The organism is Dehalococcoidia bacterium, from assembly GCA_035574915.1.
Lineage (GTDB): Bacteria > Chloroflexota > Dehalococcoidia > DSTF01 > WHTK01 > DATLYJ01.
Map to the genome: position 1 here is coordinate 1 of DATLYJ010000039.1, position 20,513 is coordinate 20,513.

Annotated in this window: 21 protein-coding genes; 9 read left to right on the forward strand and 12 right to left on the reverse strand. The window is 67.7% G+C overall.

Features of this window, described 5'->3' with window-relative positions; all coding sequences use genetic code 11:
* Nucleotides 1-1,245, forward strand: a 1,245-nt coding sequence (locus tag VNN10_03290) for an LLM class flavin-dependent oxidoreductase (GenBank protein HXH21029.1), incomplete at its 5' end; no start/stop codon positions are given.
* A gap of 130 nt (nt 1,246-1,375) precedes the next feature.
* Here the strand turns inward: VNN10_03290 and VNN10_03295 are convergent.
* On the reverse strand, nt 1,376-1,582 hold the full coding sequence (locus VNN10_03295; protein ID HXH21030.1) for a hypothetical protein: 207 nt from the start codon (nt 1,580-1,582) through the stop codon (nt 1,376-1,378).
* A gap of 48 nt (nt 1,583-1,630) precedes the next feature.
* Between VNN10_03295 and VNN10_03300 the strand changes: the two genes are divergently transcribed.
* The 6 genes from VNN10_03300 to VNN10_03325 all read left to right on the forward strand — a co-directional run bounded on the left by VNN10_03300 (nt 1,631) and on the right by VNN10_03325 (nt 6,556).
* Nucleotides 1,631-2,257 carry a molybdenum cofactor guanylyltransferase gene (locus tag VNN10_03300; protein ID HXH21031.1) on the forward strand — a complete coding sequence of 209 codons (627 nt, stop codon included), beginning with the start codon at nt 1,631-1,633 and terminating at the stop codon, nt 2,255-2,257.
* A gap of 136 nt (nt 2,258-2,393) precedes the next feature.
* Entirely contained in the window at nt 2,394-2,759 is a 366-nt protein-coding gene (locus VNN10_03305) for a P-II family nitrogen regulator (protein ID HXH21032.1), read from the forward strand.
* Between the two features lies 1 nt (nt 2,760).
* Entirely contained in the window at nt 2,761-3,411 is a 651-nt protein-coding gene (locus VNN10_03310) for a molybdopterin-dependent oxidoreductase (protein ID HXH21033.1), read from the forward strand.
* A 12-nt stretch (nt 3,412-3,423) separates the two neighbouring features.
* Nucleotides 3,424-4,650, forward strand: a complete 1,227-nt coding sequence (locus tag VNN10_03315) for an MFS transporter (protein ID HXH21034.1) — start codon at nt 3,424-3,426, stop codon at nt 4,648-4,650.
* Between the two features lie 11 nt (nt 4,651-4,661).
* Nucleotides 4,662-6,242: a ferredoxin--nitrite reductase gene (locus tag VNN10_03320; GenBank protein HXH21035.1), complete on the forward strand. Its 1,581-nt coding sequence runs from the start codon at nt 4,662-4,664 to the stop codon at nt 6,240-6,242.
* On the forward strand, nt 6,239-6,556 hold the full coding sequence (locus VNN10_03325; GenBank protein ID HXH21036.1) for a P-II family nitrogen regulator: 318 nt from the start codon (nt 6,239-6,241) through the stop codon (nt 6,554-6,556). Before VNN10_03320 ends, VNN10_03325 begins: the two co-directional genes overlap by 4 nt.
* Before the next feature lie 71 nt (nt 6,557-6,627).
* On the opposite strand, the gene VNN10_03330 is transcribed toward VNN10_03325, so the two are convergent.
* The 10 genes from VNN10_03330 to VNN10_03375 all read right to left on the reverse strand — a co-directional run bounded on the left by VNN10_03330 (nt 6,628) and on the right by VNN10_03375 (nt 16,708).
* Complete coding sequence (locus VNN10_03330; protein ID HXH21037.1) at nt 6,628-7,662, reverse strand: rod shape-determining protein; 1,035 nt, start codon at nt 7,660-7,662, stop codon at nt 6,628-6,630.
* Between the two features lie 206 nt (nt 7,663-7,868).
* Nucleotides 7,869-8,504 (reverse strand): LuxR C-terminal-related transcriptional regulator, encoded by a 636-nt coding sequence (locus tag VNN10_03335; protein HXH21038.1) that lies wholly within the window; start codon nt 8,502-8,504, stop codon nt 7,869-7,871.
* Nucleotides 8,505-8,649: 145 nt separating this feature from the next.
* Entirely contained in the window at nt 8,650-8,958 is a 309-nt protein-coding gene (locus VNN10_03340; protein HXH21039.1) for a hypothetical protein, read from the reverse strand.
* A 129-nt stretch (nt 8,959-9,087) separates the two neighbouring features.
* Nucleotides 9,088-9,321, reverse strand: a complete 234-nt coding sequence (locus tag VNN10_03345) for a DUF951 domain-containing protein (GenBank protein HXH21040.1) — start codon at nt 9,319-9,321, stop codon at nt 9,088-9,090.
* Between the two features lie 9 nt (nt 9,322-9,330).
* Nucleotides 9,331-10,155, reverse strand: coding sequence for an orotidine-5'-phosphate decarboxylase (gene pyrF, locus VNN10_03350; protein ID HXH21041.1), 825 nt, complete (start codon nt 10,153-10,155; stop codon nt 9,331-9,333).
* A gap of 48 nt (nt 10,156-10,203) precedes the next feature.
* The gene (locus VNN10_03355) at nt 10,204-12,393 is read right to left on the reverse strand and encodes a hypothetical protein (protein HXH21042.1); all 2,190 of its coding nucleotides are present in this window, start codon (nt 12,391-12,393) and stop codon (nt 10,204-10,206) included.
* A gap of 145 nt (nt 12,394-12,538) precedes the next feature.
* Nucleotides 12,539-13,963 (reverse strand): DUF4129 domain-containing protein, encoded by a 1,425-nt coding sequence (locus tag VNN10_03360; GenBank protein ID HXH21043.1) that lies wholly within the window; start codon nt 13,961-13,963, stop codon nt 12,539-12,541.
* The gene (locus tag VNN10_03365; protein HXH21044.1) at nt 13,960-15,270 is read right to left on the reverse strand and encodes a DUF58 domain-containing protein; all 1,311 of its coding nucleotides are present in this window, start codon (nt 15,268-15,270) and stop codon (nt 13,960-13,962) included. The genes VNN10_03360 and VNN10_03365 overlap by 4 nt, the downstream gene beginning before the upstream one ends.
* A 53-nt stretch (nt 15,271-15,323) precedes the next feature.
* Nucleotides 15,324-15,680, reverse strand: a complete 357-nt coding sequence (locus VNN10_03370) for a four helix bundle protein (protein ID HXH21045.1) — start codon at nt 15,678-15,680, stop codon at nt 15,324-15,326.
* Nucleotides 15,681-15,727: 47 nt separating this feature from the next.
* Complete coding sequence (locus tag VNN10_03375; GenBank protein HXH21046.1) at nt 15,728-16,708, reverse strand: MoxR family ATPase; 981 nt, start codon at nt 16,706-16,708, stop codon at nt 15,728-15,730.
* Nucleotides 16,709-16,967: 259 nt separating this feature from the next.
* On the opposite strand from VNN10_03375, the gene VNN10_03380 reads away from it, so the two are divergent.
* Nucleotides 16,968-19,607, forward strand: coding sequence for a transglycosylase domain-containing protein (locus VNN10_03380; GenBank protein HXH21047.1), 2,640 nt, complete (start codon nt 16,968-16,970; stop codon nt 19,605-19,607).
* A 35-nt stretch (nt 19,608-19,642) separates the two neighbouring features.
* On the opposite strand, the gene VNN10_03385 is transcribed toward VNN10_03380, so the two are convergent.
* Nucleotides 19,643-20,260: a hypothetical protein gene (locus VNN10_03385; protein HXH21048.1), complete on the reverse strand. Its 618-nt coding sequence runs from the start codon at nt 20,258-20,260 to the stop codon at nt 19,643-19,645.
* 64 nt (nt 20,261-20,324) lie between these two features.
* Here VNN10_03385 and VNN10_03390 point away from each other — a divergent pair.
* Nucleotides 20,325-20,513: coproporphyrinogen III oxidase (locus VNN10_03390; GenBank protein HXH21049.1), on the forward strand; the 189-nt coding region annotated here is incomplete at its 3' end.

The following is a 20,513-nucleotide window of genomic DNA, read 5'->3' on the forward strand; positions in this document are numbered from 1 at the left end:
GCCATGAAGCTGCACTGGTTCCACCTCATGCCCTATCCGGACCTGCCGGACGACTTCAAGGAGAAGCACCGCAGCGTCTGGGTCGATGTCGACTCCCGCCTCTTCGACCCCGTCCGCGGACACGAGGTCTACAACGAGTACCTCGACGAACTGGAGTACGCGGCGGACATGGGCTTCGACGGCATCTGCGTCAACGAGCATCACCAGAACGCCTATGGCCTCATGCCCTCGCCGAACATCATGGCGGCGGCTCTTTCGCGCCGCGCCACGAAGCCCGCGATCATCGTCCTCGGCAACAGCATCGCCCTCTACAACCCTCCCGTGCGGGTGGCCGAGGAGTTCGCGATGCTCGACTGCATCACCGGCGGCCGCCTGGTCGCCGGCTTCCCCGTCGGCACCTCCATGGACACCAACTTCGCCTACGGCCAGACCCCGATAACCCTGCGCGAAAAGTACCAGGAAGCGCACGACCTCATCCTGCGCGCCTGGACCGACCCCGACCCCTTCGTCTGGAATGGCAAGTACAACCAGCTTCGGTACGTGAACATCTGGCCGCGGCCCCTCCAGAAGCCGCACCCGCCCATCTGGATCCCGGGCGGCGGCAGCATCGAGACCTGGGAGTGGGTCACCGAGCGCGGGTATCTCTACGCCTACCTGAGCTACTTCGGCTACAAGCGCGGCCAGTCGGTCATGAACGGCTTCTGGAACCAGGTGGAGAAGATGGGCGTCGAGCCCAACCCCTACCGCGCCGGCTTCTTGCAGCTGGCGGCCGTCTCCGAGACGGACGCCCAGGCCGAAGAAGACTACTCGGAGGCCGCCAACTACTTCTACGAGCGCTGCCTGCACGTCTACAACGGCTTCGCCGACGCCCCTGGCTACCGCACGATGCGCACCCTCGAGGCCGGCATCATGGCCCAGGTCGGCGCGCAGGCGGCCGCCGTCCGCCGCGACCTCACCTGGAAGGACTACGTGGAACAGGGCTACATCGTCGCCGGCAGCCCGGAGTCAGTCACCGAGCAGCTGCGCGAGGTCATCAAGGGCCTGCGTGTCGGCCACCTCATGATGCTGCTGCAGTTCGGCAACATGCCGCGCGACAAGGTCATGAAGAACACCCGCCTCTTCGCGGAAAAGGTGATGCCCAACCTGCGCGACCTCTGGCCGGAGTGGGAGGACCACTGGTGGATCAAACCCCTCCCGGAGTCCCGCCGCGCCCGGCCCGGAGAGGCGAAGGTCGCCGCGAAGTAACGCCGGCGCTACAGGGTCTCATCCTGGGACCCAGATGAGGGAGCGCTGCCGGTTACGCCTGAGAAGTCTCCGGCGTGGCGAGACGAGCCGCGCTCGCTCCGCGGGCCTCGAGGCCCCGAGTTTCTCGGGGCTACACTGCCACCTCCCCCTCGACCTCCAGCAGCAGCGGCGGCTTGGCCGGCTGCGCGTCCGGGTATGCCGTAAGGTCCTCCACGACGATGCGGAGCCGCAGCGCTTTCACGCCCCGCGCATCCCTGGCGCGCGCCTGGATCGCCTCGTCCGCCCGGATGCCGAAGCTGCGCAGCAGGCGCCGAATGTCGTCGTTCGTCGCGTTCATGGAGTATCTCCCTCTCAGAGGCTGCCAGGCCTGAGCCTAGAATAGGCCATGCCCTCGGAAGACTACGCCGCCATCGTCCTCGCCGGCGGCAGGAGCACCCGCCTCGGGCGGGACAAGGCCTCGGAGCCGCTGCTCGGCGTCCCCCTGCTGCAACGCGTCGTCAGTCGCCTCGAGCCCCTCGTTACCCAGGTCGTCGCGGTGAAAGCCCGAGGGCAGCGCCTGCCAGGCGTCCACTGCCGGCCAGCACTTCTGGAAGTCGAGGACGCGTACCCCGGGGCTGGCCCGCTCGGGGGCCTCTACACCGGCCTCTCGGCAATGACGCCCGAGGCCGCAATCGCCGTTGCCTGCGATATGCCCCTCTTGAGCACTGCCCTCGTGGCGGAGCTGCTCCGTCTGTCAGACGGCTACGACGTCGTGATCCCGATCAGCGACGACCACCCGCAACCGTTGTGCGCTGTGTATCGCAAGAGGTGCCTCGAGCCTATCCGCCGGCGCCTCGAAGCCGGCGCCTTCAAGCTCATGGGCTTCTACGAAGACGTAAACGTCCTCGAAGTCCCGCCGGCAGCCTGGCGCCGCTTCGACCCCGAGGGCCTCTCGTTCCAGAACCTCAACCGCGAGGAGGACTTGCAGCGCGCCGAAGCGGTCCTCCGCGCGGAAGACCCGGCCACCACCTGACTCGTTACCCCCACGCCGCCCCCAAAGGACCTCTTCGGTAGGCAGCCGGATACCTGAAGTTAACAGCGGCGTAACTCCGCCGTAACGAGCGGTCCCTAGAGTCCTCCCTGACTGATAAGTGACGAACGAGGGACCGATGAAAGAAGTCATCGCCATCATCCGCCCGGAGCGGTGGCCGGCAACTCGGGAAGCGCTCGAAGCGCTCGACGTCGAGGGGCTCACGCACCATCGCGTCGTCGGCCGCGGCCGCCAGCGCGGGCTGCGCTACCTGCGCCGCGCCTCCGACGCCGGCGAAGGCGACATGCCGTACCTGCCGAAGCGACTGCTCCGCTGCGTTGTCGAAGACTCATGCCTCACGGCGGCCATCAACGCCATCGTCAAGGCGAATCAGACCGGAAACATCGGCGACGGCAAGATCTTCGTCCGCACGGTGACTGCCGCTGAGGACCCAACACCATCGGATACGGCTTCGCTGCCCGCGAGTCCTGCCCCGGTCTCCTGAAATGGCCAGACGCGAAGGCATCAACTATCCCCGGTTCAAGGACCAGTTTGCGGTCATGGACTTCGAAGCTGAGCCTATGCCCGTGCTCTCGCTCTATCCGATGCCGGATGTCGTCCCTCTGGAGCGCTGGGAGCTTACCCTGACAGGCGTCGGCGGTGAGCGGGCCACCCTCTGCTGGGCTGACCTCGCGCGCCTGCCGCGCGTCGCCGAGAAGACGCCGCTGGTCTGCCAGATCTTCAACTGGACCGAGGAGCCAACAGTCGAGGGCGTCCGTCTGGCCCAGGTCATCGAAGCCGCCGGCCTCGATTCAAGCGATAACGCCCACTGGGCCTTCTACTCCGCCGACGGTATGTACTTTGAGGCGCTGCCTCGGTCCATGGCGCTCGACCCTCGAGTGCTCCTGGTGTTCGGCCTCGACGGTCAGCCCCTGCCCCACCAGCATGGCGGGCCCTTGAGGCTCTGGGTGCCGTTCTTGCAGGGCTACAAGAGCGTCAAGTGGTTGCAGACCGTCCGCGCTTACCGGCGCGACCCCCTTGGCATCAAACGGCTGCTCGGTCAGAGCCGCACCGCGATCCTCGGCAGCGAAGGCCAGGACAGGGCCGGCGTGGTCGTCGCCCGGCCCGCGGTGGGCGAGAGCCCGGCAGACATCTAGTAAGGAGGAGGCTTGGAAGGCGCGACGCCCATCTCCGCTCGCGGCGACATGCGGACTCTGCTCGCCTGCTTCCTCCACTTCGACGTCAGCTTCATGCTCTGGGTGCTGCCGGGCGCGCTCGGCGTCTTCATCGCCGAAAGCCTCGACCTGACACCCGCCCAGAAGGGCCTGGTCGTCGCCGCGCCCATCCTCACGGGCGCCCTCCTCCGCATCCCGGCCGGCCTCCTGGCTGACAGCTTCGGGGCGAAGCGTGTCGGCGTCTTCATGCTCGCCTTTCCCTTTGTCCCGCTAGCCCTCGGCCGGCTGGCCGCGGGCTCGTTCGAGGCCTGGGTCATCACTAGCCTCATGCTCGGCGCCGCCGGCACCTCCTTCGCGGTCGCCCTGTCGCTGGCGAGCAGGTCTTTCCCGCCGGAACGTCAGGGACTCGTGATGGGCATCGCTGCCGCCGGCAACAGCGGCACCGTCATCGCCAATCTGGCCGCCCCCCGGCTCGCGCTAATCATCGGCTGGCCGAACGTGCTCCTTGCGGCGATGGCGCCGGCGGCGCTCGCGCTGGCCATCTTCACCGGGCTCGCGCGCGAACAGCGCACGCAGCGTCCGATCCCCTCCCGGCGCCGCCTCCCGCGAATCGCGCGCGAGCCCGACCTCTGGCGGCTATGCGGCCTCTACGCGGTCACGTTCGGGGGCTACATGGGTCTCACCGCCTTCTTCCCCCTGCTTCTCCGCACTGCCCACAGCCTCGGGCCCGTCGAAGCCGGCTACATGACCGCCCTCGTGGCGGTGGCAGGCAGCGCCGTCCGTCCGCTTGGCGGCTATGCTGCCGACCGCCTGGGCGGGCCGAGAGTGCTGGCCCTCTTGTTCGCCTCCCTCGCGGTCCTCTACGCGGGCATCGCCCTGGCTTCCTCGCCGGCCGCGCTGATGCTGGTCTCCGTACCGCTGTTCCTCTGTCTCGGCGCTGGCAACGGCGCCCTGTTCCAGATCGTCGCGGGCCGCTTCTCGGACGACATCGGTGCTGCGACCGGCGTGGTCGGTGCTGTCGGCGGTGTCGGCGGCTTCCTGCTCCCGAACATCCTCGCGGGCGCCGAGGGCGTGACCGGTTCCTTCCAGGCCGGCTTCATCGCGCTCGCCCTCATCGCGCTCGGGGCGTTCGTGTCTCTGCGCGCGGCCATCCGCGGCGCCTCAAGCGGCCCGAGTCCAGCGCCGCGGGCCGCCCGCGTGGCGATGGTCCCCTACCTGTAGTCGAGGCGCGCATGCAACCGGGCACGAACTCCATCGAGAGGCTGAAGGCGGAAAAGGACGGCCTCGACATCCTGGACGAAATCGAGGCGCTGGCCGCCGGGCACGGTGGTTGGGAGACCATGGACGCCGCCACGCGCGAGCGCCTGAAGTGGATCGGCACCTTCTACCGTAAGCCCACGCCCGGGGAGTTCATGATGCGAGTCCGCATCACGGCCGGGCAGGCCAACAGCAACCAACTCCGCGCCCTCGCCGCCATCGCCGAACAGCAAGGCAATGGCGTGCTCGACATCACTACGCGGCAGCAGATCGAGCTGCGCGCCATCCGCATCAAAAGCGTCCCTGACATCCTGCGCGCTCTCGAAGGCGTCAACCTCACCTCACTGCAGACCGGAATGGACAACGTCCGGAACGTCAACACCTGCCCCCTCGCCGGCCTTTCGAGGCTCGAGCTCCTCGACGCGTCCCCGGTCGCGTCTGAGATCACGAGGTTATTCCTGGGCAACCGTGAGTTCACGAATTTGCCTCGCAAGTTCAACGTCACGGTCACCGGCTGCCGGGAGAACTGCACACACGCCGAGACCCAGGACCTGGCCCTGACCCCCGCCATCGACCGCACCGGCGTCCGCGGCTTCAACGTCGCCGTCGGAGGAAAGATGGGGTCCGGCGGCATGACTGTCGCGGTCCCGCTCGATGCCTTCGTCCTGCCGGCTGAGGCGGCGGAGCTCGCCGCCGCCATCATCCTCCTCTTCCGCGACGAGGGCCCGCGCGAGCAGCGTAGCCGCGCCCGCCTCGCCTTCCTGATAGAGGACTGGGGCATTGAGCGCTTTCGGGACGCGGTCGAGCGCCGGCGTGGCCGTCCCCTGCGCCCGGCCGAGCGCGATGTCCGCGCCCGCGGCCGCGCAGACCACCTCGGCGTTACGCCGCAGAAGCAGCGCGGCCTGGTCTCCGTCGGGCTCGCGGTCCCGGTGGGCCGGCTGAGCGCCGGCGAGCTACGCGAGGCGGCCCGCCTTGCCGACGACTACGGGTCCGGCCGAGTGCGCCTCACGCCGGACCAGAACCTGATCGTCGTCGACGTCCCCGAGTCACGCCTCTCGCAGCTGCTTCGCCAGCCGCTGCTCTCACGCCTGTCGCCGGACGCGGGCCCCTTCGTCCGCGGCCTGGTCTCCTGCGTCGGGACCGACTACTGCAACCTCGCCCTCATCGAGACGAAGGGCCTCAGCCTTCAGGTCGCCGAACGGCTGGGTCAGCGCTTCACGTCCGGCCAGCCTCTCACCATGAACTGGTCGGGATGCCCAGCCGGCTGCGGCAACCACCAGGCCGCAGACATCGGCTTCCAGGGGGCCCGCGCCCGAATTGACGGCGAAGTCGTGGACGCCGTCAGCGTGTTCGTCGGTGGCCGGACCGGCCCCGACGCGCGCCCGGCGCAGAAGATCATGGAGCTCGTGCCCGTCTCGATGCTGGACGACCTCCTGCCGCTGGTCATCTCCAACATCGAGACGCTCAAGAAGATCGAGAAGGTCGAGTCGCCGGAGAGCGCAGTCCTGATGGTGCCAGCGCTCCCTGAAAGCAGGACCGAAGGAGTCAGAGCATGAAGATGATCCAGGCAGTCATACGCCCTGACCGGGAAGAGGCCGTTGCCGCCGCCCTTGCCCGCGCCAGCTTCCCGGCGCTGACGAAGTGGGACGTCACCGGGCGCGGCAAACAGCGCGGAATCCAGGTCGGCAGCCAGCTGTATGACGAGCTGGCGAAGTGCATGATCATGGTCGTCGTCAAGGACGAAGACGCCGAAAACGCCGTCAGCGTCATCCGCGAAGCCGCCTTCAGCGGTTACACCGGCGACGGCAAGGTCTTCATCTCCGCCATCGAAGACGCCGTCACCATCCGTACCGGCAAGTCAGAGCTCTGACCGGCCAGACGCCGCACGTCAGCCTCGCCGAAACACTGCCGGCCTGCGGCTGCTTCCCTGGTCCGCTGTCTCTACGGATAGTTCGAGAGCAGCAGCTCTTCTTCCGTCGGCAAGGAGCGCTTGATCACGTCCAGGTACTCGAGCGCGGCGCCCGCCCCGATCGCCACGCAGTCCTGCGGGTTGTCCGCGACCTGGCAGGGCACGTTCGTCTGCTCGGCGATCAGCTGGTCGAGGCCGCGCAGGAGCGCCCCGCCACCCGTCAGCACGATGCCGCGGTCGACCACATCCGACGCCATCTCCGGCGGCGTGCGTTCCAGCACGTTTTTCGCCGTCTGCACTATCGCCGCCAGGCAGTCCTGCAGGGCAGTCGTGATCTCGCTGGAGGAAACGGTGATGGTCTTGGGCAGCCCGGTGATCTGGTCGCGCCCGCGCACCTCCATCATCAGTTCCGGCTCCAGCGGCACCGCGCTGCCGATGCCGATCTTGATCTCCTCAGCCATGCGCTCGCCGATCGCCAGGTTGTGGCGCCGCTTGATGTAAGTAGCGATGGCGTCGTCCATGGCGTCACCGGCGAGGCGCACCGACTCCGCGACCACGATGCCGTACATCGAGATTACGGCCGCCTCCGAGCGCCCGCCGCCGATGTCGATGATCATGTTCCCGCTCGCCGTCCCTACCGGGATGTGGGCGCCAATCGCCGCCGCGAGGGGCTCCGGGATGAGGTGCGCGGGCCGGCGCGCCCCGGCCTGCTCGGCCGCATCCCGCACCGCTCGCTGCTCGACGCTGGTCACGCCGGCCGGGATGCAGACCATGACCTCCGGCCGGACGATGTTGAACCGGCCGGTCACCTTGCTGATGAAGTGACGCAGCATCGCCTCCGTGATCAGGTAGTCAGCGATCACGCCGTGCTTCATCGGGCGGATGACGTTGATGGTGCCCGGGGTGCGGCCGATCATGTCTCGCGCCGCCGTCCCCACCGCCACGACGGTGTTGTCGCGCACTGCCAGCGCAACGACCGCCGGCTCCTTGATCACGATGCCCTCGCCCTTCACGTAGACGAGGACATTCGCCGTCCCCAGGTCGATCCCTATACGCTTTCCAAGCATGCTCCGTTCAGTTTAACGGCTTCGCGGCTAGCAAGCTTGAGGCTCCCGGCAGGCCGCCACGGAGGCCAATCGGCACTCGCGACTGCAGCCGCCTGGACGCCCCCGGGCCGGCGAGGCCCGGACTGCTGTAATCCTGACATGCTGACCTGCTGAAATGCTGAGCGCTCAGAGCTGAGCGCCTCCTAGCCAGCACACAAGCTGGCCGTCTAGCCGACCCGCGCCATCAGCGCCAGCGGCCCCCCGTCCGGGTCCTCGAAGAACGCCATCCACTCCTCCACGCCGTTTTCATGGCGGTGGATCATGTGCGGCGCGCCCTGGAACTTCACCCCTCGCGACTTGAGCTCCTCGAACGCGGCGTTGATGTCTGGTACCTGGAAGTGCAGGCAGGACTCATCGTGCCGCTCGCCGCCGTTCTCGCCCGTGCTGATGAACAACCGCGTGCCGTTGCAATCAAAGAAGGCGAGGTTCCCAAAGGTGAACAGGTGCGGCAGCCCCAGCACGTCGCGGTACCACGCCTCTGCCCGCTTTATGTCGGTGGTGTGGCGCCCTATCTGACCGATCGGTCCCAGTTGAAGCCTTTCCGGCATTTTCGTGCACTCCCTTCTTGCCATCGCGCTGTCGTACGGCGCGCCCGGCCAGGCCCTCAGGGCTCCTCGGTCCGCTGCGTCCAGCTTGATCAGCAGGTTGGCGATGTGGAACTTGACCGCGTCCAGGCTCGTGTTCCGCTTGCGGGCGATCTGGCGGTTGCTCATCCCGTGCCGGACGAAGTTCAGCACCTGCCACTCGGCAGGAGTGAGCACGTCCGGGTGCGGCGGGCGTCCCCTTCGGCTTACGGGCCCCATGCGCGACATCCTAGGCCGGAGCAGGGGGAATTACACTCCCCCGGCCACGAGCTCCCAGCTGGCTCGTGCTGGGACGGAAGGTCGAAGGCGCCCGCGGCGCCGCCTGAGGGCGCCGACTCGAGGCGAGACCGCCGCGCGGGAGGCCCTAACCGGTGGCCTGGAACCCGATGAACGAATACTCCTCGTGCGTGTCGGGGTTCACGAGCGCCCTTATCTGCGACTGGAAGGCCATGTCCCGCTCGTCAGCGGCCGTGCGGTTCGCGTCCTCCTCGGTCTCCCAGACGCTGATGCGCCCCATGCGTGACGTGCCGGCGTGAGGGTCCGGCGCCAGACGATAGGCCGTAATGAAGCCCGGCCTGCCCTGGTACAGCTTCAAGAGCTCGTTGAGGAGGCGCTCGACCTCGGCGTCCTGGCCCGCTATGGGCGTCATGATCGAGACACGGACATACGCCATCTGAGATGTTCCCTCCCGGCCCACCGGCCTCGTGATTCGTCCTCCCGGCTCCAGACTGAGGCGCAGCTTAATGGAACAAGAGCACCGCTGTTAAGGGCCTGACGACGGCAGCGGCTGCCAGGGACCGCCTTAGGCTTCCTCGCCGAGAGGGCCGCTCCCTGGAATAGTTATGTCGACTTGCGGCCCGCGCGCCAGGAACTCCCGCAAGCGCTTCTCCAGCACCCGTCGCTCCAGCAGCACGCGCCGCCCGCAGTTCAGGCACACCAGTCCGATGTCCGCGCCCACGCGGACCACGCGCCAGTCGAAGCCGCCGCAAGGGTGCTTTCGCCGCAGCCGGACGACGTCGCCCAGCCTGAAGTCGATGACCGTGGCTCAGCCTCCGGACGCGGTGCCGGCGCGCCTGTGGCCGTTAATCTCGTCGCGCAGCTTCAGCGCCGCCTCTCGCGCCGCCTCGGCGAAGTCCCGTCCCCTGGAAGCGTAGGTCACGCCGCGCGATGCGGAGACGATGATCCCGCGTCCCCGCGCGTCGAGCCCGGCCCGCACCGCCTCCCCTACCGCGCCCTCCTGCGCGCCGACTCCGGGCACCAGGACAGGCATGTCGGGGCAGAGCGCCCGCGCCTGCGCCAGCTGCACCGGGTATGTCGCGCCCACGACAAGCCCGACGTTGCCTCGCGTGTTCCAGGCCCTGGCCCGCAGCGCCACCACTTGCCAGAGGGGCTGCCGGTCGGGGCCGAAGCTCACCTCGAGGTCCTGCAAGTCGCCGGCCCCGGGATTCGAAGACCGGCACCACACGAGTACGCCGCGGTCCTCTCGCTCCAGGAAAGGCTCCATCGAATCGCGGCCGCCGTAGCAGTTCACCGTCATCGCATCGGCGCCGAGCACGTCGAAGATGGCCCGCGCGTAGGCGGCCGCCGTGTTGCCGATATCGCCCCGCTTGGCGTCGGCGATGACGGGGATGTGCGCAGGCACAGCGGCCATCGTCGCCCGCAGGGCGTCCCAGCCTTCGCCGCCCAGAGCCTCGTAGAAGGCCAGGTTTGGCTTGTAACAGCAAACCAGGTCAGACGTCGCCTCGATGATCGCGCGGTTGAACGCCGCCACGTCTTCGATCGCCATCAGCGCCGGGTCGGGGTCGAGGCCAACGCAGAGAAGCGAGTCGTTGCGCTCGACCGCGGCCTCCAGCTTCTCGAGGAACCTCATGCCGTGATGACGATACGCCGCCTAGGAGGCCAGCGACAATGGCGCCCCCTACGGCCAGTCAAAGAGGCCGATTGGGACAACGATGTAGGCGAGACTGGAGCCGTCAGGAGACCAGGCGATGTTCTGCACTTCGTAGCCCTCTGGGAGAGCTATTGTCCGGAGTAGCTCGCCGCGCTCGTCGAAGATGCGCAAAGCGTCGCCAGTGGTCCCGAGGCGCCTTCCATCCGGCGAGGCGACCCCATCCAGACGCCCCGCGCTACGCTCGAGTATTGTCCGCCTCACTCCGGTCTCCAAATCAAGGTGCGTGAGGCGGATCGTGTAGCCCTCGCAGGCATAGCAGTTGGGCGTATCGACAACGAGATAGCGCCCCCCGCCCAACCAGCGCTCGGAGCTGCCCCAGGTGTAATCCCATGTGCGCACGACGAAGAAGCCGTCGCCGCAGTCGAGCAATGTGCGCTGACGGCGGGTATTAATCTCCAGCAGGTGAGTCCTATTTCTTAAGGAATCGCGCGGACACCCGTGGGGAGCCTCGACGAAGGGATCCTCCGACACCACGAAGTAACGCTCGGAGGGCGATATCTTCCCGCCCGTGACGCCCACGGGTGGTTCCCTGAGTCTCACGATGTCTCCCGAGGCGACGTCTATGAGGTCACCTTCGATGGTGAGGTACCGGCCGCTCTCGCTCCAGCGAGGCCTCGTGCTTCCATAGGCGGGGCCAGACGTGAGCCGCCTCGTAACCAGCTGGTCAAGCTCGAACACGTAAAGGTCGCCTCTGGACTGCCAGCTATCGAGCGGGCCCTTCTCGGCGCCGGCCACGAAAGCGATCCTGGATCCGTCCGGCGACCAGGAGGCCGTTTCCCGCTGGAAGTGGGTCGCCGGAGGATACAGGCGGATCGCAGGGCCCTCGACGACGGGCACGATATAGAAGACGCCGTCGACCGGAAGCGGGTAGACAACCTGCTCGTAGCTGAAGACGAGAATGGAGCCCCCGCCTGGAGCCCAGCCGACGAAGGCAACCCTCTCGCCCAAGCCCTCAAGCCTGAAAGCATGGCCGTCCTGGCGAAGGAGAAAAATCTCGCGCCCGGAGTGGTGGAGCGCCACCTGCCGGTCGTCAGGGGACGGGACTAACGTGTCCGGACTGTCTGCCGTGAACTCCCAGACTGGTTCGCCGCCGGTGGTCAGCCCGAGAGTGCCGGTGAGGACTGGGATGTAAAACGGCCCTCGGCCTTCCGGTGGCGGATCCACCTTCCGGGAGCGGAGGCCGAACGAGAGGACATCGCCCGAATGCCAGTCGACAGTGTAGAGCCAGCGCCCAGTTTCGTAGATAAGGCGCGGCTCTGCGTCGCCGTCCACTACGTAGACCATGGAGACGGGCGTCCGGCCAGCAGTGAAGGGAAAAGGGTCCTCGGGCCCCCTGTAGACCGGAGGCTCGGCTGGGACCCACTTCACGACGGGAGGAGGAGGCAGGGACTGGGCCTGAGCGGACCTGTACACGGCAGAGAGCTTTGCCACCGATCCCGTGGGCGCCGCGTAGAAAGTAGGCCTTGCCGGGAACGCTATTCTTTCCCCACTCTGCAGGACCTGGGAGGCACCCGGTGCGTTTTCAAGTGCCACTGTTTCCAGGTGTGCACCCGGTCCAAACCGGGCGACGACCTTCGAGCTGCCACCGATGATCGAGCCAGTCGCGTCCCTGTAGACCGAGGCGACGTAGACGTCAGCGAGCTCCGCGCCGTAGGGGTTCCAGAGCTCCGCAGTGGCGTCCGCCTTGCCACCTTCAAGACCGGGGCTGCGGGCCGCCCTGATGCCTGCCGATAGCAGTTGGGGCAGGTCTTGCGCCCGGCGCATCTCACCGCCAACAATTGTCACCGTCATCTCCGACGGCCTCGCAGCGACCTCGATGCTCTCCTCCGCCACAGCGACCTGCGCGAGCGGCAGCACCAGCGGCACCTCCCCGCTCCGCTCCGTTATCAGGCCGCCGTCCATGCCGAAAAAACGCGCCTCGTAGCGCGCGCCCTCGAGCGCCTGCCGTTCGCTCCGGTTCTCGATCACGAACGCGTACGTCAGCTTGGTGCCGCTGACAATGGAGAACCCCTGGTCCGCCACGTTGACCAGGTCGCGGTCGGAGCTACCTCCGCCGGGCGTCACAATAAGGTAGCCGGCTGCTGCCACCGCCGTCGCAGCGGCCATCGTGACCGCCGCGAGGCCTGTCTTGCCGATGGAGTGGAATCTTGGCCGCATCGTGGCCGCCGACCTCCGCGCTTCCATGGTGCGCCTCTCAGTCATCGAGCCCCATATCGAGGCCCTAGCGACCATCTACCTTATGAGCACGAATTAGAGCACGAAGAGCCTTGCCTGGCGCCTCCCGGTCTGGAGCGTTAGGGCTCTACTCCCTGAGCAGGCGCTGCCAGCGCTCGCGCAGGCGCCGGACCTCCGGCTCCGGCGGCGGCCGCGCGCCGTAGCGGGCATCGTCGAAGGCGCGCGTAATGTCGCCAGGGACATCGCCATGGAAGGTCCGGTCGAGCGAAGGCGCCAGCTCGTCCGGCGTCTGTGCCGGACGGCGTGCGACGCCGCGATGCTCTCCTTCGCGCAGCACCTCGAAGTAAAGCTGCCTTACGGGGTCCGCGTGCTCGCTCCCGAAGTGGATGTTTGGCCGCAGGCGGTTGAGGAGGCCGTGCCAGAGGTCGCTCAGGTCGGACGATAGTCGCCCGGCCACGTAGGCTGACTCCTTCAGCTCGCCCGTCCGCCGCCGCTGACGGAAGCGCGTGAAAAGGAGCGCCGTGAACAACACGATCGTGCCGACGATCGGCACGGCGATCATGACCCGGACCAGGTCCTTCACCCACTCCGGCAACTCCCGCGGCTCCGGACTGCAGTCCTTGAGCGCCTGCTCCATCGTCCTTCCGGCGTCGATCAGGGCCTGGACGCAGTCCCCGGGCTGCTGCCCGGCCTGGGGCTGGGGCTGCTGTGGCGCAGGCTGCCCGAGGATGAGGTCGCGGAGAAAGACGAGCACGGCGAAGATGCCGTCCAGAAGCAGCATCAGCGGCCAGGCAATGACCTTGCCCGCGGCCTCTCCGGCATCGACGAGCGCGTTCGCCCCGTCCCGGGCCACGCTCCAGCCCGTCGCCAGGTCGAACAGCGCCACCACCGCCGCGAGGAACGCCAGCGCCAGCACGGATACGCCGACCGACACCAGTAGCGTGCGCTCGAACGGCCTCCCCCTGTCCGTCTCCGCCTGGGCGGAATGGGCGAGCGCTATCGCGAACAGCCCGAAGGCTACGAAGGGCACCGCGATCCGCCCCACCATCGCCGGCGAGTCCCCCAGGCCTCCCTGGAAAAGCTGCACGAAAGCCATGATGAGCACGCCGATCCCAAAGCTCTGGACGACGTCTTCGAAGGTCGCGGTCTCCTGGCCGCGCAGCACTCCCCGGATCCAGAATCCCCAGAGCATGGGCACGCCAAAGACGGCGTCCACGTGTGCACGCATCGATGCCTCGGTGCTATTGAAGAGGTCGTTGGCCCAGCTGAAGTCCCAGAACCGCCAGTCGCCGAAGAAGTCCACCCGGACAATCGCGTAGAACAGCATGAAGGAAAGCCCGGCGCCCCAGGCCCTCAGCACGCCGAGGGAGAGCTCAGACCCCTGAAGCACGCGCGAGATGGCGTACGAGGAGAGGACCACGGCGCACACGCCCGCGAACGAGGGGTCGCCGCCGTCCGTGATCGCCGCCACCGCGAAGGCGACGAGGGCGTACGTCCACATCGCCTCCATCAGGAGGACACAGCCGCGGATTACCGGCGTCCGCCAGCTCACGCCTGCTGCCTCCCATCGGCGATGCCGAGGCCTTCCTGCGGCAACTGCTGCCATACCCTCTCCGCGGCAGGACCCGGCTTCGCCGGCGCCTCCCGCGCCGCCCGCGCCTCGAGCGAGCGCACGGCGCCGCTGAGGTTGTAATAGGTCACGCGGCCAAGGTCCTCCTCGAACGGCCCCTCGGCCAGAGACAGCACCGTCACGCTGTGCCCCGCGTCGCGGACCCGGCGCAGAGTCGCCGCGAGCGCCTCGTCCATCCGCGAGGTCACGCAGACAAGGGTGGCGCCGAAGGGGAAGCTCTGGGCCTCGCGCTCGATCACCTGCTGCAGCGAGGTCATGGTGAGCGGCCCGATGACGGCGAGGGCTTCCAGGATGCGGGCCAGCTGGTCAGAACGGCGGCCGACCGGCACGCGCATCGGCCGGTCCGAAGTCGGATAGGCGCCGTTGGCCACCAGGCCGACGGCATAGCCGGCTTCGAAGCCGTAGCGCGCGACCGAGCCGGCCACCGACAGCACGCGCTCCAGGGTCTCCGGCACGTAGCCCTCCCAGGTGTGCGCCAGCGTGTGCACGTTGACCGCGACGAGCATGTGCAGCGTGCTCGAGGGCTCGTAGACCCGAGACTGAAGCTCCATGCGCCGCGCCGACGCCTTCCAGTCGATGCGCCGCAGCGAGTCCTCCGGCCGGTAGTCCCGCAGCCCCGCGATGCGGCCGGGGTCCTCGAAGATGCGCTGGCGCCCCTTGCGCTCCCCGAAGGGCCGCTCCGCTGGCAGGCCAAGCTCGGGCAAGGTGTACGTCGTCGGATACACGATTACCGAGGTGTACTCCTCCGTCTCCATCTCGACCGGGAAGAAGCCGAAGATGTCACCGGAGCGGAACCGCGCCGGCCCGAAGCGGTAGTACCCCCGCGCTGGCGCATCCAGCTCCAGGGGCCAGGTGACGCGTTCGTACCAGCCCAGGTGCGTCGAGCGCGTCAGGTAGAGTTGCCCCGGCGACCCCGAAGGGGCCAGCCGCTCGTCGTCCATCAGCAGTTGCTCCGGCACCAGGTCCCGCATTTCGATCCAGGGGATCGGCAGGAGCTTGTCGTTCACCAGCCGCAGCGTCATGTAGAACTTCTCCCCGGGAAACGCCCGCGTCTCCGGGATGCGCCGCTCGAAGCGCAGCCGGTCGAACACATGCTGAGACCACGTCTTCCCCACAAACCCCGCCATGAGCATGAACGCCCCCAACCCGATCAGCGGCCCGCTCGAGGTGGCAAGGCCGGCCAGGAGCATGAAGAGGGGGATCGGCAGCCAGTAACGTCTAATCCACATCGAGCTTCATTAGCACTTCAGGCTTCAGCATTTCAGGACTGCGGAGCACCGAGCTAGCCGCCTCTTAGGTGGACGATGAAGGACGCGAGCATCTTCTTGACCTCGGTGGCCGCGGCTGCCAGGGATTGATATTGGTCCGTGTGGATATACCTCAAGTCATTGGCCAGTATCAGGTGGTATTCAAGCTCTGTCGCGGAGCGCATGGCGATTTGCAGGAACCGGCGAAACTCGACGTCAGAATCACAGCCACAGCCCTCCGCTATGTTGGTTGGCACCGATGACGCGGCGCGCCGCAGCTGCGCGGTAAGCGCATAAGCCTCGTCGCGAGGAAAGGATTGCGTGGCGCCATATATCGCCAGAGCCAGCTGATGACTCTTCTCCCACACCTTGAGCTGCCGAAAGTCGCGCATCCTTTCCGACCCTGAAATGCTGAAGTGCTGAAATGCTGAAGTCCCGGCTAGCCCTCGACTGGCACCGCCACAGACCCCAGCACTTCCTCCAGCACACCCTCGGCGTCACGGCCGCGGAGGCGGCTCTGGGAGCTGAGGATTGCGCGGTGGGCGAGGATGTAAGGGGCGAGGAACTTGATATCGTCCGGGAGGACGTAGTCCCGGCCGCGGATAGCGGCCAGGGCGCGCGCGCCCCGAAAGAGGCTGATGCTGCCGCGCGGGCTGGCGCCCAGCTCATACGCCGGATGGTGACGCGTCGCCTGGACGATGTGCACGGCGTACTGACGCACGCTTGGCTCGCAGAACACGCGCGGGACGAGGCGTGACAGCCGCACGAGGTCGTCGGCAGTGACCACGGGTTCGAGAGACTCCAGCGGGCTCAGCGACTCGAAGCGCAGCAGGATCTGGTCCTCGTCCTCCGGCGTCGGGTAACCGAGCTTGACCCTCATGAAAAAGCGGTCCAGCTGCGCCTCCGGCAGCGGGAACGTCCCCTCCAGCTCGATCGGGTTCTGGGTGGCGATCACGAGGAAGGGGCTGGGCAGGCGCATCGTTACCCCTTCAACCGTAATCTGGCGTTCCTCCAGCGCCTCGAGGAGCGCGCTTTGCGTCCGCGGTGTCGCGCGGTTGATCTCGTCCGCGAGGACGATGTTGGCGATGATCGGGCCGGGACGGAACTCGAACTCGCCCTGCTTCTGGTTGTAGAAGTGGATGCCCGTGATGTCCGAAGGCATCACGTCCGGCGTGAACTGGATGCGCTTGAAACTGCAGCCGATGGAGCGGGCGATGGCTTTGGCGAGCGTCGTCTTGCCGATGCCGGGGACGTCCTCGATGAGGATGTGCCCGTCGGAGAGCAGCGCGACCAGGACGAGGTCTATGACGGCGTCCTTGCCGACGACCACGCGCTCGATGTTGGCCTTGATGCGACGCGCCGCGTCGTGGATGGCGCTCGCGGCCTCGCCGGCCTGCGCGCGCGCCTCGCTTGTTGTCATAAACTCCGCTCCTGCCCGAGAGTCAACCTAGCATAGCAGCACGATTCGCAGCGGACGAACCGGGCCGGCAGCGCCCGAAGCCCGGGTTCAGGCCGCCCCCGATGCGAGGGACGCAAGCTGCCGCGACGCCATCGCCTTGCCCTCCGCCGCCTAAGACGGCAAGGGACCGGGTCTCGCGGCCCCCGTTTGACAGACCGCCGATAGACCCGCGAGGAACACGGCCTTCCGCGGGTCAGATAGCGTACCCGTGGAGGTTTGCGTGAGCGCCCCGCTATCGGGTACCAGCGGCAGACGGAAGGCTTACGTCGCGGCGCGCGTCGACCTCCGGCTTGCGGCTGCCCGGGCGGGAAGCCGCAGCGCCGCCCGGCTGCGCCGGGAATTGCACCCGCAGGCGCACGCGCCGTCGCCTGGCGGCCGCCTGTGGAAGGTCGCGGGCATAGCGGCCGTCTTCTTGCTGCTCGGCCTCCTCGCGGCGACGGTCGCAGCGGTCGGCCTGTACCAGTCCTACGTATCCGGCTTCGTGCCCCCGGACCAGGTCGCGATAAACCAGCCTTCGCTCGGCGCAAAGATCTACGACCGAAACGGCAAGCTGTTGTACGAGTACGTCGACGACCGCGAGGGGCTGCGGCGGCCGGTCAAGCTCGACGCCATTTCGGACGCCTTCCTCGCGGCCACCATTGCCACCGAGGACAGCAGCTTCTTCACCAACCCCGGCATCAGCTTCACTGGCCTCGCCCGCGCCTTCGTCGAGAACGTGAACCCGTTCTCCGACGGCTTCTTTGACGGGCCGGGCGGCAGCTCGATCACCCAGCAGCTGATCAAGAACGTCTACATCCCCTTCGACGAGCGCGCCTCGCGCTCGATCGACCGCAAGCTGACCGAGACCGTCTACGCCATCGAGCTGACACGCCGCTACTCGAAAGCCCAGATCCTCGAGTGGTACGTGAACCAGATCAACTACGGCAGCGTCTACAACGGCGTCGAGGCTGCTAGTCGCGGCTATTTCGGGAAGCCGGCGAGCGATCTCACGCTGGCCGAGGCGGCGCTCCTCGCCGGCTTACCGCAGTCGCCCCTGCGTTACGACCCGCGCTCGGACCCCGAGGCCGCGCTCAGGCGCCGCAACGCCGTGCTCGACCTCATGCTCCACGCCGGCAGCATCCAGATCGGCGAGGACCGCCACGTCGCCTACAGCGCAGAAGAGATCGAGGCGGCGAAGCAGGAGCCGGTCGTAGTCGCCGAAGGCCGCTTCCCCATCGAGGCGCCCCACTTCGTCCTGACCTACGTCCAGCAGCAGCTCGAGCGCATCCTCGGGAAGGACGCCGTTTACCGCCAGGGGCTCAGCGTCTACACCACCCTGGACCTCGACTTGCAGAACGAAGCCGGTGCCGCCCTCGAGCGCTGGATCAGCGAGTTCGAAAACTCCTCGCACAGCCGCAACGGCGCCGTCCTCGTGATCGACCCGCCGACGGGCGAAATACGCGTCATGATCGGCAGCCGCGACTACTTCCGCGAGGACATCCAGGGCACTGTGAACAACCTGCTTGCGGGCAACTCGCCGGGGTCCTCGTTCAAGCCCTTCGTGTACCTGACCTCGTTCCTGCGGCTGGGCTGGGGGCCCGGCACCATCATCCAGGACACGCCGGTGACCTACCGGGAGGCAGACGGGCGCGTGTTTCAGCCCCAGAACCCGATCGTCGGGAGCTATCAGGGCAACATCACCATCCGCAACGCGCTCGGCAACTCCCTCAACGTGCCCGCCTTCAAGACCGCCCAAGCCGTCGGCGTCAGCGACATCGTGGCGGCGGCGCGGAAATTCGGCTTCACGACCCTCGATGGCTATTACGGCCCCTCCATCGCCATCGGCGGCGTCGACCTGACGGCGCTCGACTTGACCTACGCCTACTCGATGCTGGCCAACGGCGGCGTCCGCGTCGGCCTGCCTGTGCAGCCGGCGCGGCCCGGGGAGCGAGCGCTCGAACCGATTGCCATCTCGCGCGTCCTAGACCGCACCGGCAAGGTCGTCTTCGACGCCCAGGAGGCGCGCAGGTCCGAGCGGGTGGTGCCGGAGGAGTATGCCTACCTTATCACCAGCATCCTCACGGACCCGCAGGCGGTATGCCTCACCTTCGGCTGCAACGGCCTCAACGTCCCCGGATACCGCGTCGCCGTGAAGACCGGTACCAGCTCGCCCTTCGACCCCTCCGGCCCTAACGCCGGCAAGATCGGCGAGACCTGGGCCTTCGGCTACACGCGTGACTTCGCCGTCGGCGTCTGGGCCGGCAACGCCGACAACTCGCCCGTGGTCAACATCTTCAGCACCTCCATATCCTTCCGCACCATGCGCGACACGATGCTTGCCGCCTACCGCGGACGGCCCCAGTCGCCCTGGCAGCAGCCAGCGAACCTCGAACGGCGCAGCGTTTGCACCGGCACCCAGGCCAGCCCCGCCCCATCCGTCACCACCGCGCCCGCCGCTGGGGCGTCCGTCACCTGCGTCGAGGACCTGGTAGTCAAGGTCCCGGTGCCCTTCGACCTGCCGGGCCGGCCCGCGGTCACGGCGCCAACCCCGGCGCCGGCAGCGCCGCCGGCCGGCTCCCGGGGAGGGGAACCCGGGGCGAACATCTCCTCGCCGGGAGGGGGCGAGGTCCGGGGCGTGGTCGCTATCTTCGGTACGGCCGCATCGGAACGCATGCAGTTCTACCGGCTCGAGTTCGGCCGGGGCGCGAGCCCCGAGGCTTGGAGCTCGATCGGCCAGTGGAGCCAGCCGGTCTCAGGCGGACAGCTTGCCGCCTGGAACACGATGGCGCTGGAGCCGGGCGTGTACACACTCCGCCTCGTCGTGCAGGACGCGGCGCGGGGCACGCTCACGCACGCGGTCAGAGTGCAGGTCGTGCGGTAAGGAAAGGAAGTCTGCCGGGTCGCTCAGCGCGGCGGCTAGCCGGACGTGACGGCGTTCCAGCCGCAGTTCGGGCAAACCGCCCTTGGCGGGAGAGGTATGTAGTCCTGGCCGCACTGCCAGCAGGTGATCCGGAAGAGGTCCGACTGCGGCGCCTCAGGCTGCGAGGCCGTGGCCGCCTCCAGGTCGACCGAACCGTCTTCGACGTAGGAGCCCAGTACCCGGAGCGGCGCTCCCAGGTCGATCTCGCCGTCGCCTCCGCTCCCCGATCCGCCACCGCGACCGCCGCCTTTCGACTTCGAAAGGAGCGCGAGGGCAATCGCAGCGATTAGCACGGCCACCGCCGAAAGCACCACGATGACAACCGTCATCCGCACGGCGCGGCTCACGTCCCGGCGATTCCAGGCATACGAGAAGATGTACACGCCCCCGGTGTAAACGAAAAACAGAAGGCCGCACACCAGGATGGCCGTGTTCTCGTCGATCTCGCGCGCGTACCAGCTCTTGTAGACGATGGCCAGCACCGCGCCCAGCGCTCCGAGCGCCACCGCTCCGCCGAGCGCCAGCAACTCCAGGGGCCGCTCCTGGCCAGCGGCCGGACGCCGGGCCGGCTCCTGCCACGGCGCGTGGGTGTCTTCGACGCTCGTCGATTGCATACGCAGGAGTATCGGCCCGCCCGAGGCGCACCTGCAATCCGAGCGGCGAGGCTACACTGGTGTCGTGGCAGCCGAGCCCCTTGCCCTCTACGTCCACATACCCTTCTGCACCGCAAAGTGCACCTACTGCGACTTCAACTCCTACGCCGGCCAGGAGTCCCTCATGGCGCCCTACGCCGCCGCGGTCGCGGCCGAAGCCCGGCTCTGGTCGCCCCACGTCGCCGCCCGCCGCGCCGAGACCGTATTCTTCGGC

Bases quoted from the DNA above. Each gene is read 5' to 3' on its own strand.
- VNN10_03295 (HXH21030.1), bottom strand. From the start codon at position 1,582: ATGAACGCGACGAACGACGACATTCGGCGCCTGCTGCGCAGCTTCGGC.
- VNN10_03300 (HXH21031.1), top strand. From the start codon at position 1,631: ATGCCCTCGGAAGACTACGCCGCCATCGTCCTCGCCGGCGGCAGGAGC.
- VNN10_03305 (HXH21032.1), top strand. From the start codon at position 2,394: ATGAAAGAAGTCATCGCCATCATCCGCCCGGAGCGGTGGCCGGCAACT.
- VNN10_03310 (HXH21033.1), top strand. From the start codon at position 2,761: ATGGCCAGACGCGAAGGCATCAACTATCCCCGGTTCAAGGACCAGTTT.
- VNN10_03320 (HXH21035.1), top strand. From the start codon at position 4,662: ATGCAACCGGGCACGAACTCCATCGAGAGGCTGAAGGCGGAAAAGGAC.
- VNN10_03325 (HXH21036.1), top strand. From the start codon at position 6,239: ATGAAGATGATCCAGGCAGTCATACGCCCTGACCGGGAAGAGGCCGTT.
- VNN10_03330 (HXH21037.1), bottom strand. From the start codon at position 7,662: ATGCTTGGAAAGCGTATAGGGATCGACCTGGGGACGGCGAATGTCCTC.
- VNN10_03335 (HXH21038.1), bottom strand. From the start codon at position 8,504: ATGGGGCCCGTAAGCCGAAGGGGACGCCCGCCGCACCCGGACGTGCTC.
- VNN10_03340 (HXH21039.1), bottom strand. From the start codon at position 8,958: ATGGCGTATGTCCGTGTCTCGATCATGACGCCCATAGCGGGCCAGGAC.
- pyrF (HXH21041.1), bottom strand. From the start codon at position 10,155: ATGAGGTTCCTCGAGAAGCTGGAGGCCGCGGTCGAGCGCAACGACTCG.
- VNN10_03355 (HXH21042.1), bottom strand. From the start codon at position 12,393: ATGCGGCCAAGATTCCACTCCATCGGCAAGACAGGCCTCGCGGCGGTC.
- VNN10_03365 (HXH21044.1), bottom strand. From the start codon at position 15,270: ATGTGGATTAGACGTTACTGGCTGCCGATCCCCCTCTTCATGCTCCTG.
- VNN10_03370 (HXH21045.1), bottom strand. From the start codon at position 15,680: ATGCGCGACTTTCGGCAGCTCAAGGTGTGGGAGAAGAGTCATCAGCTG.
- VNN10_03375 (HXH21046.1), bottom strand. From the start codon at position 16,708: ATGACAACAAGCGAGGCGCGCGCGCAGGCCGGCGAGGCCGCGAGCGCC.
- VNN10_03385 (HXH21048.1), bottom strand. From the start codon at position 20,260: ATGCAATCGACGAGCGTCGAAGACACCCACGCGCCGTGGCAGGAGCCG.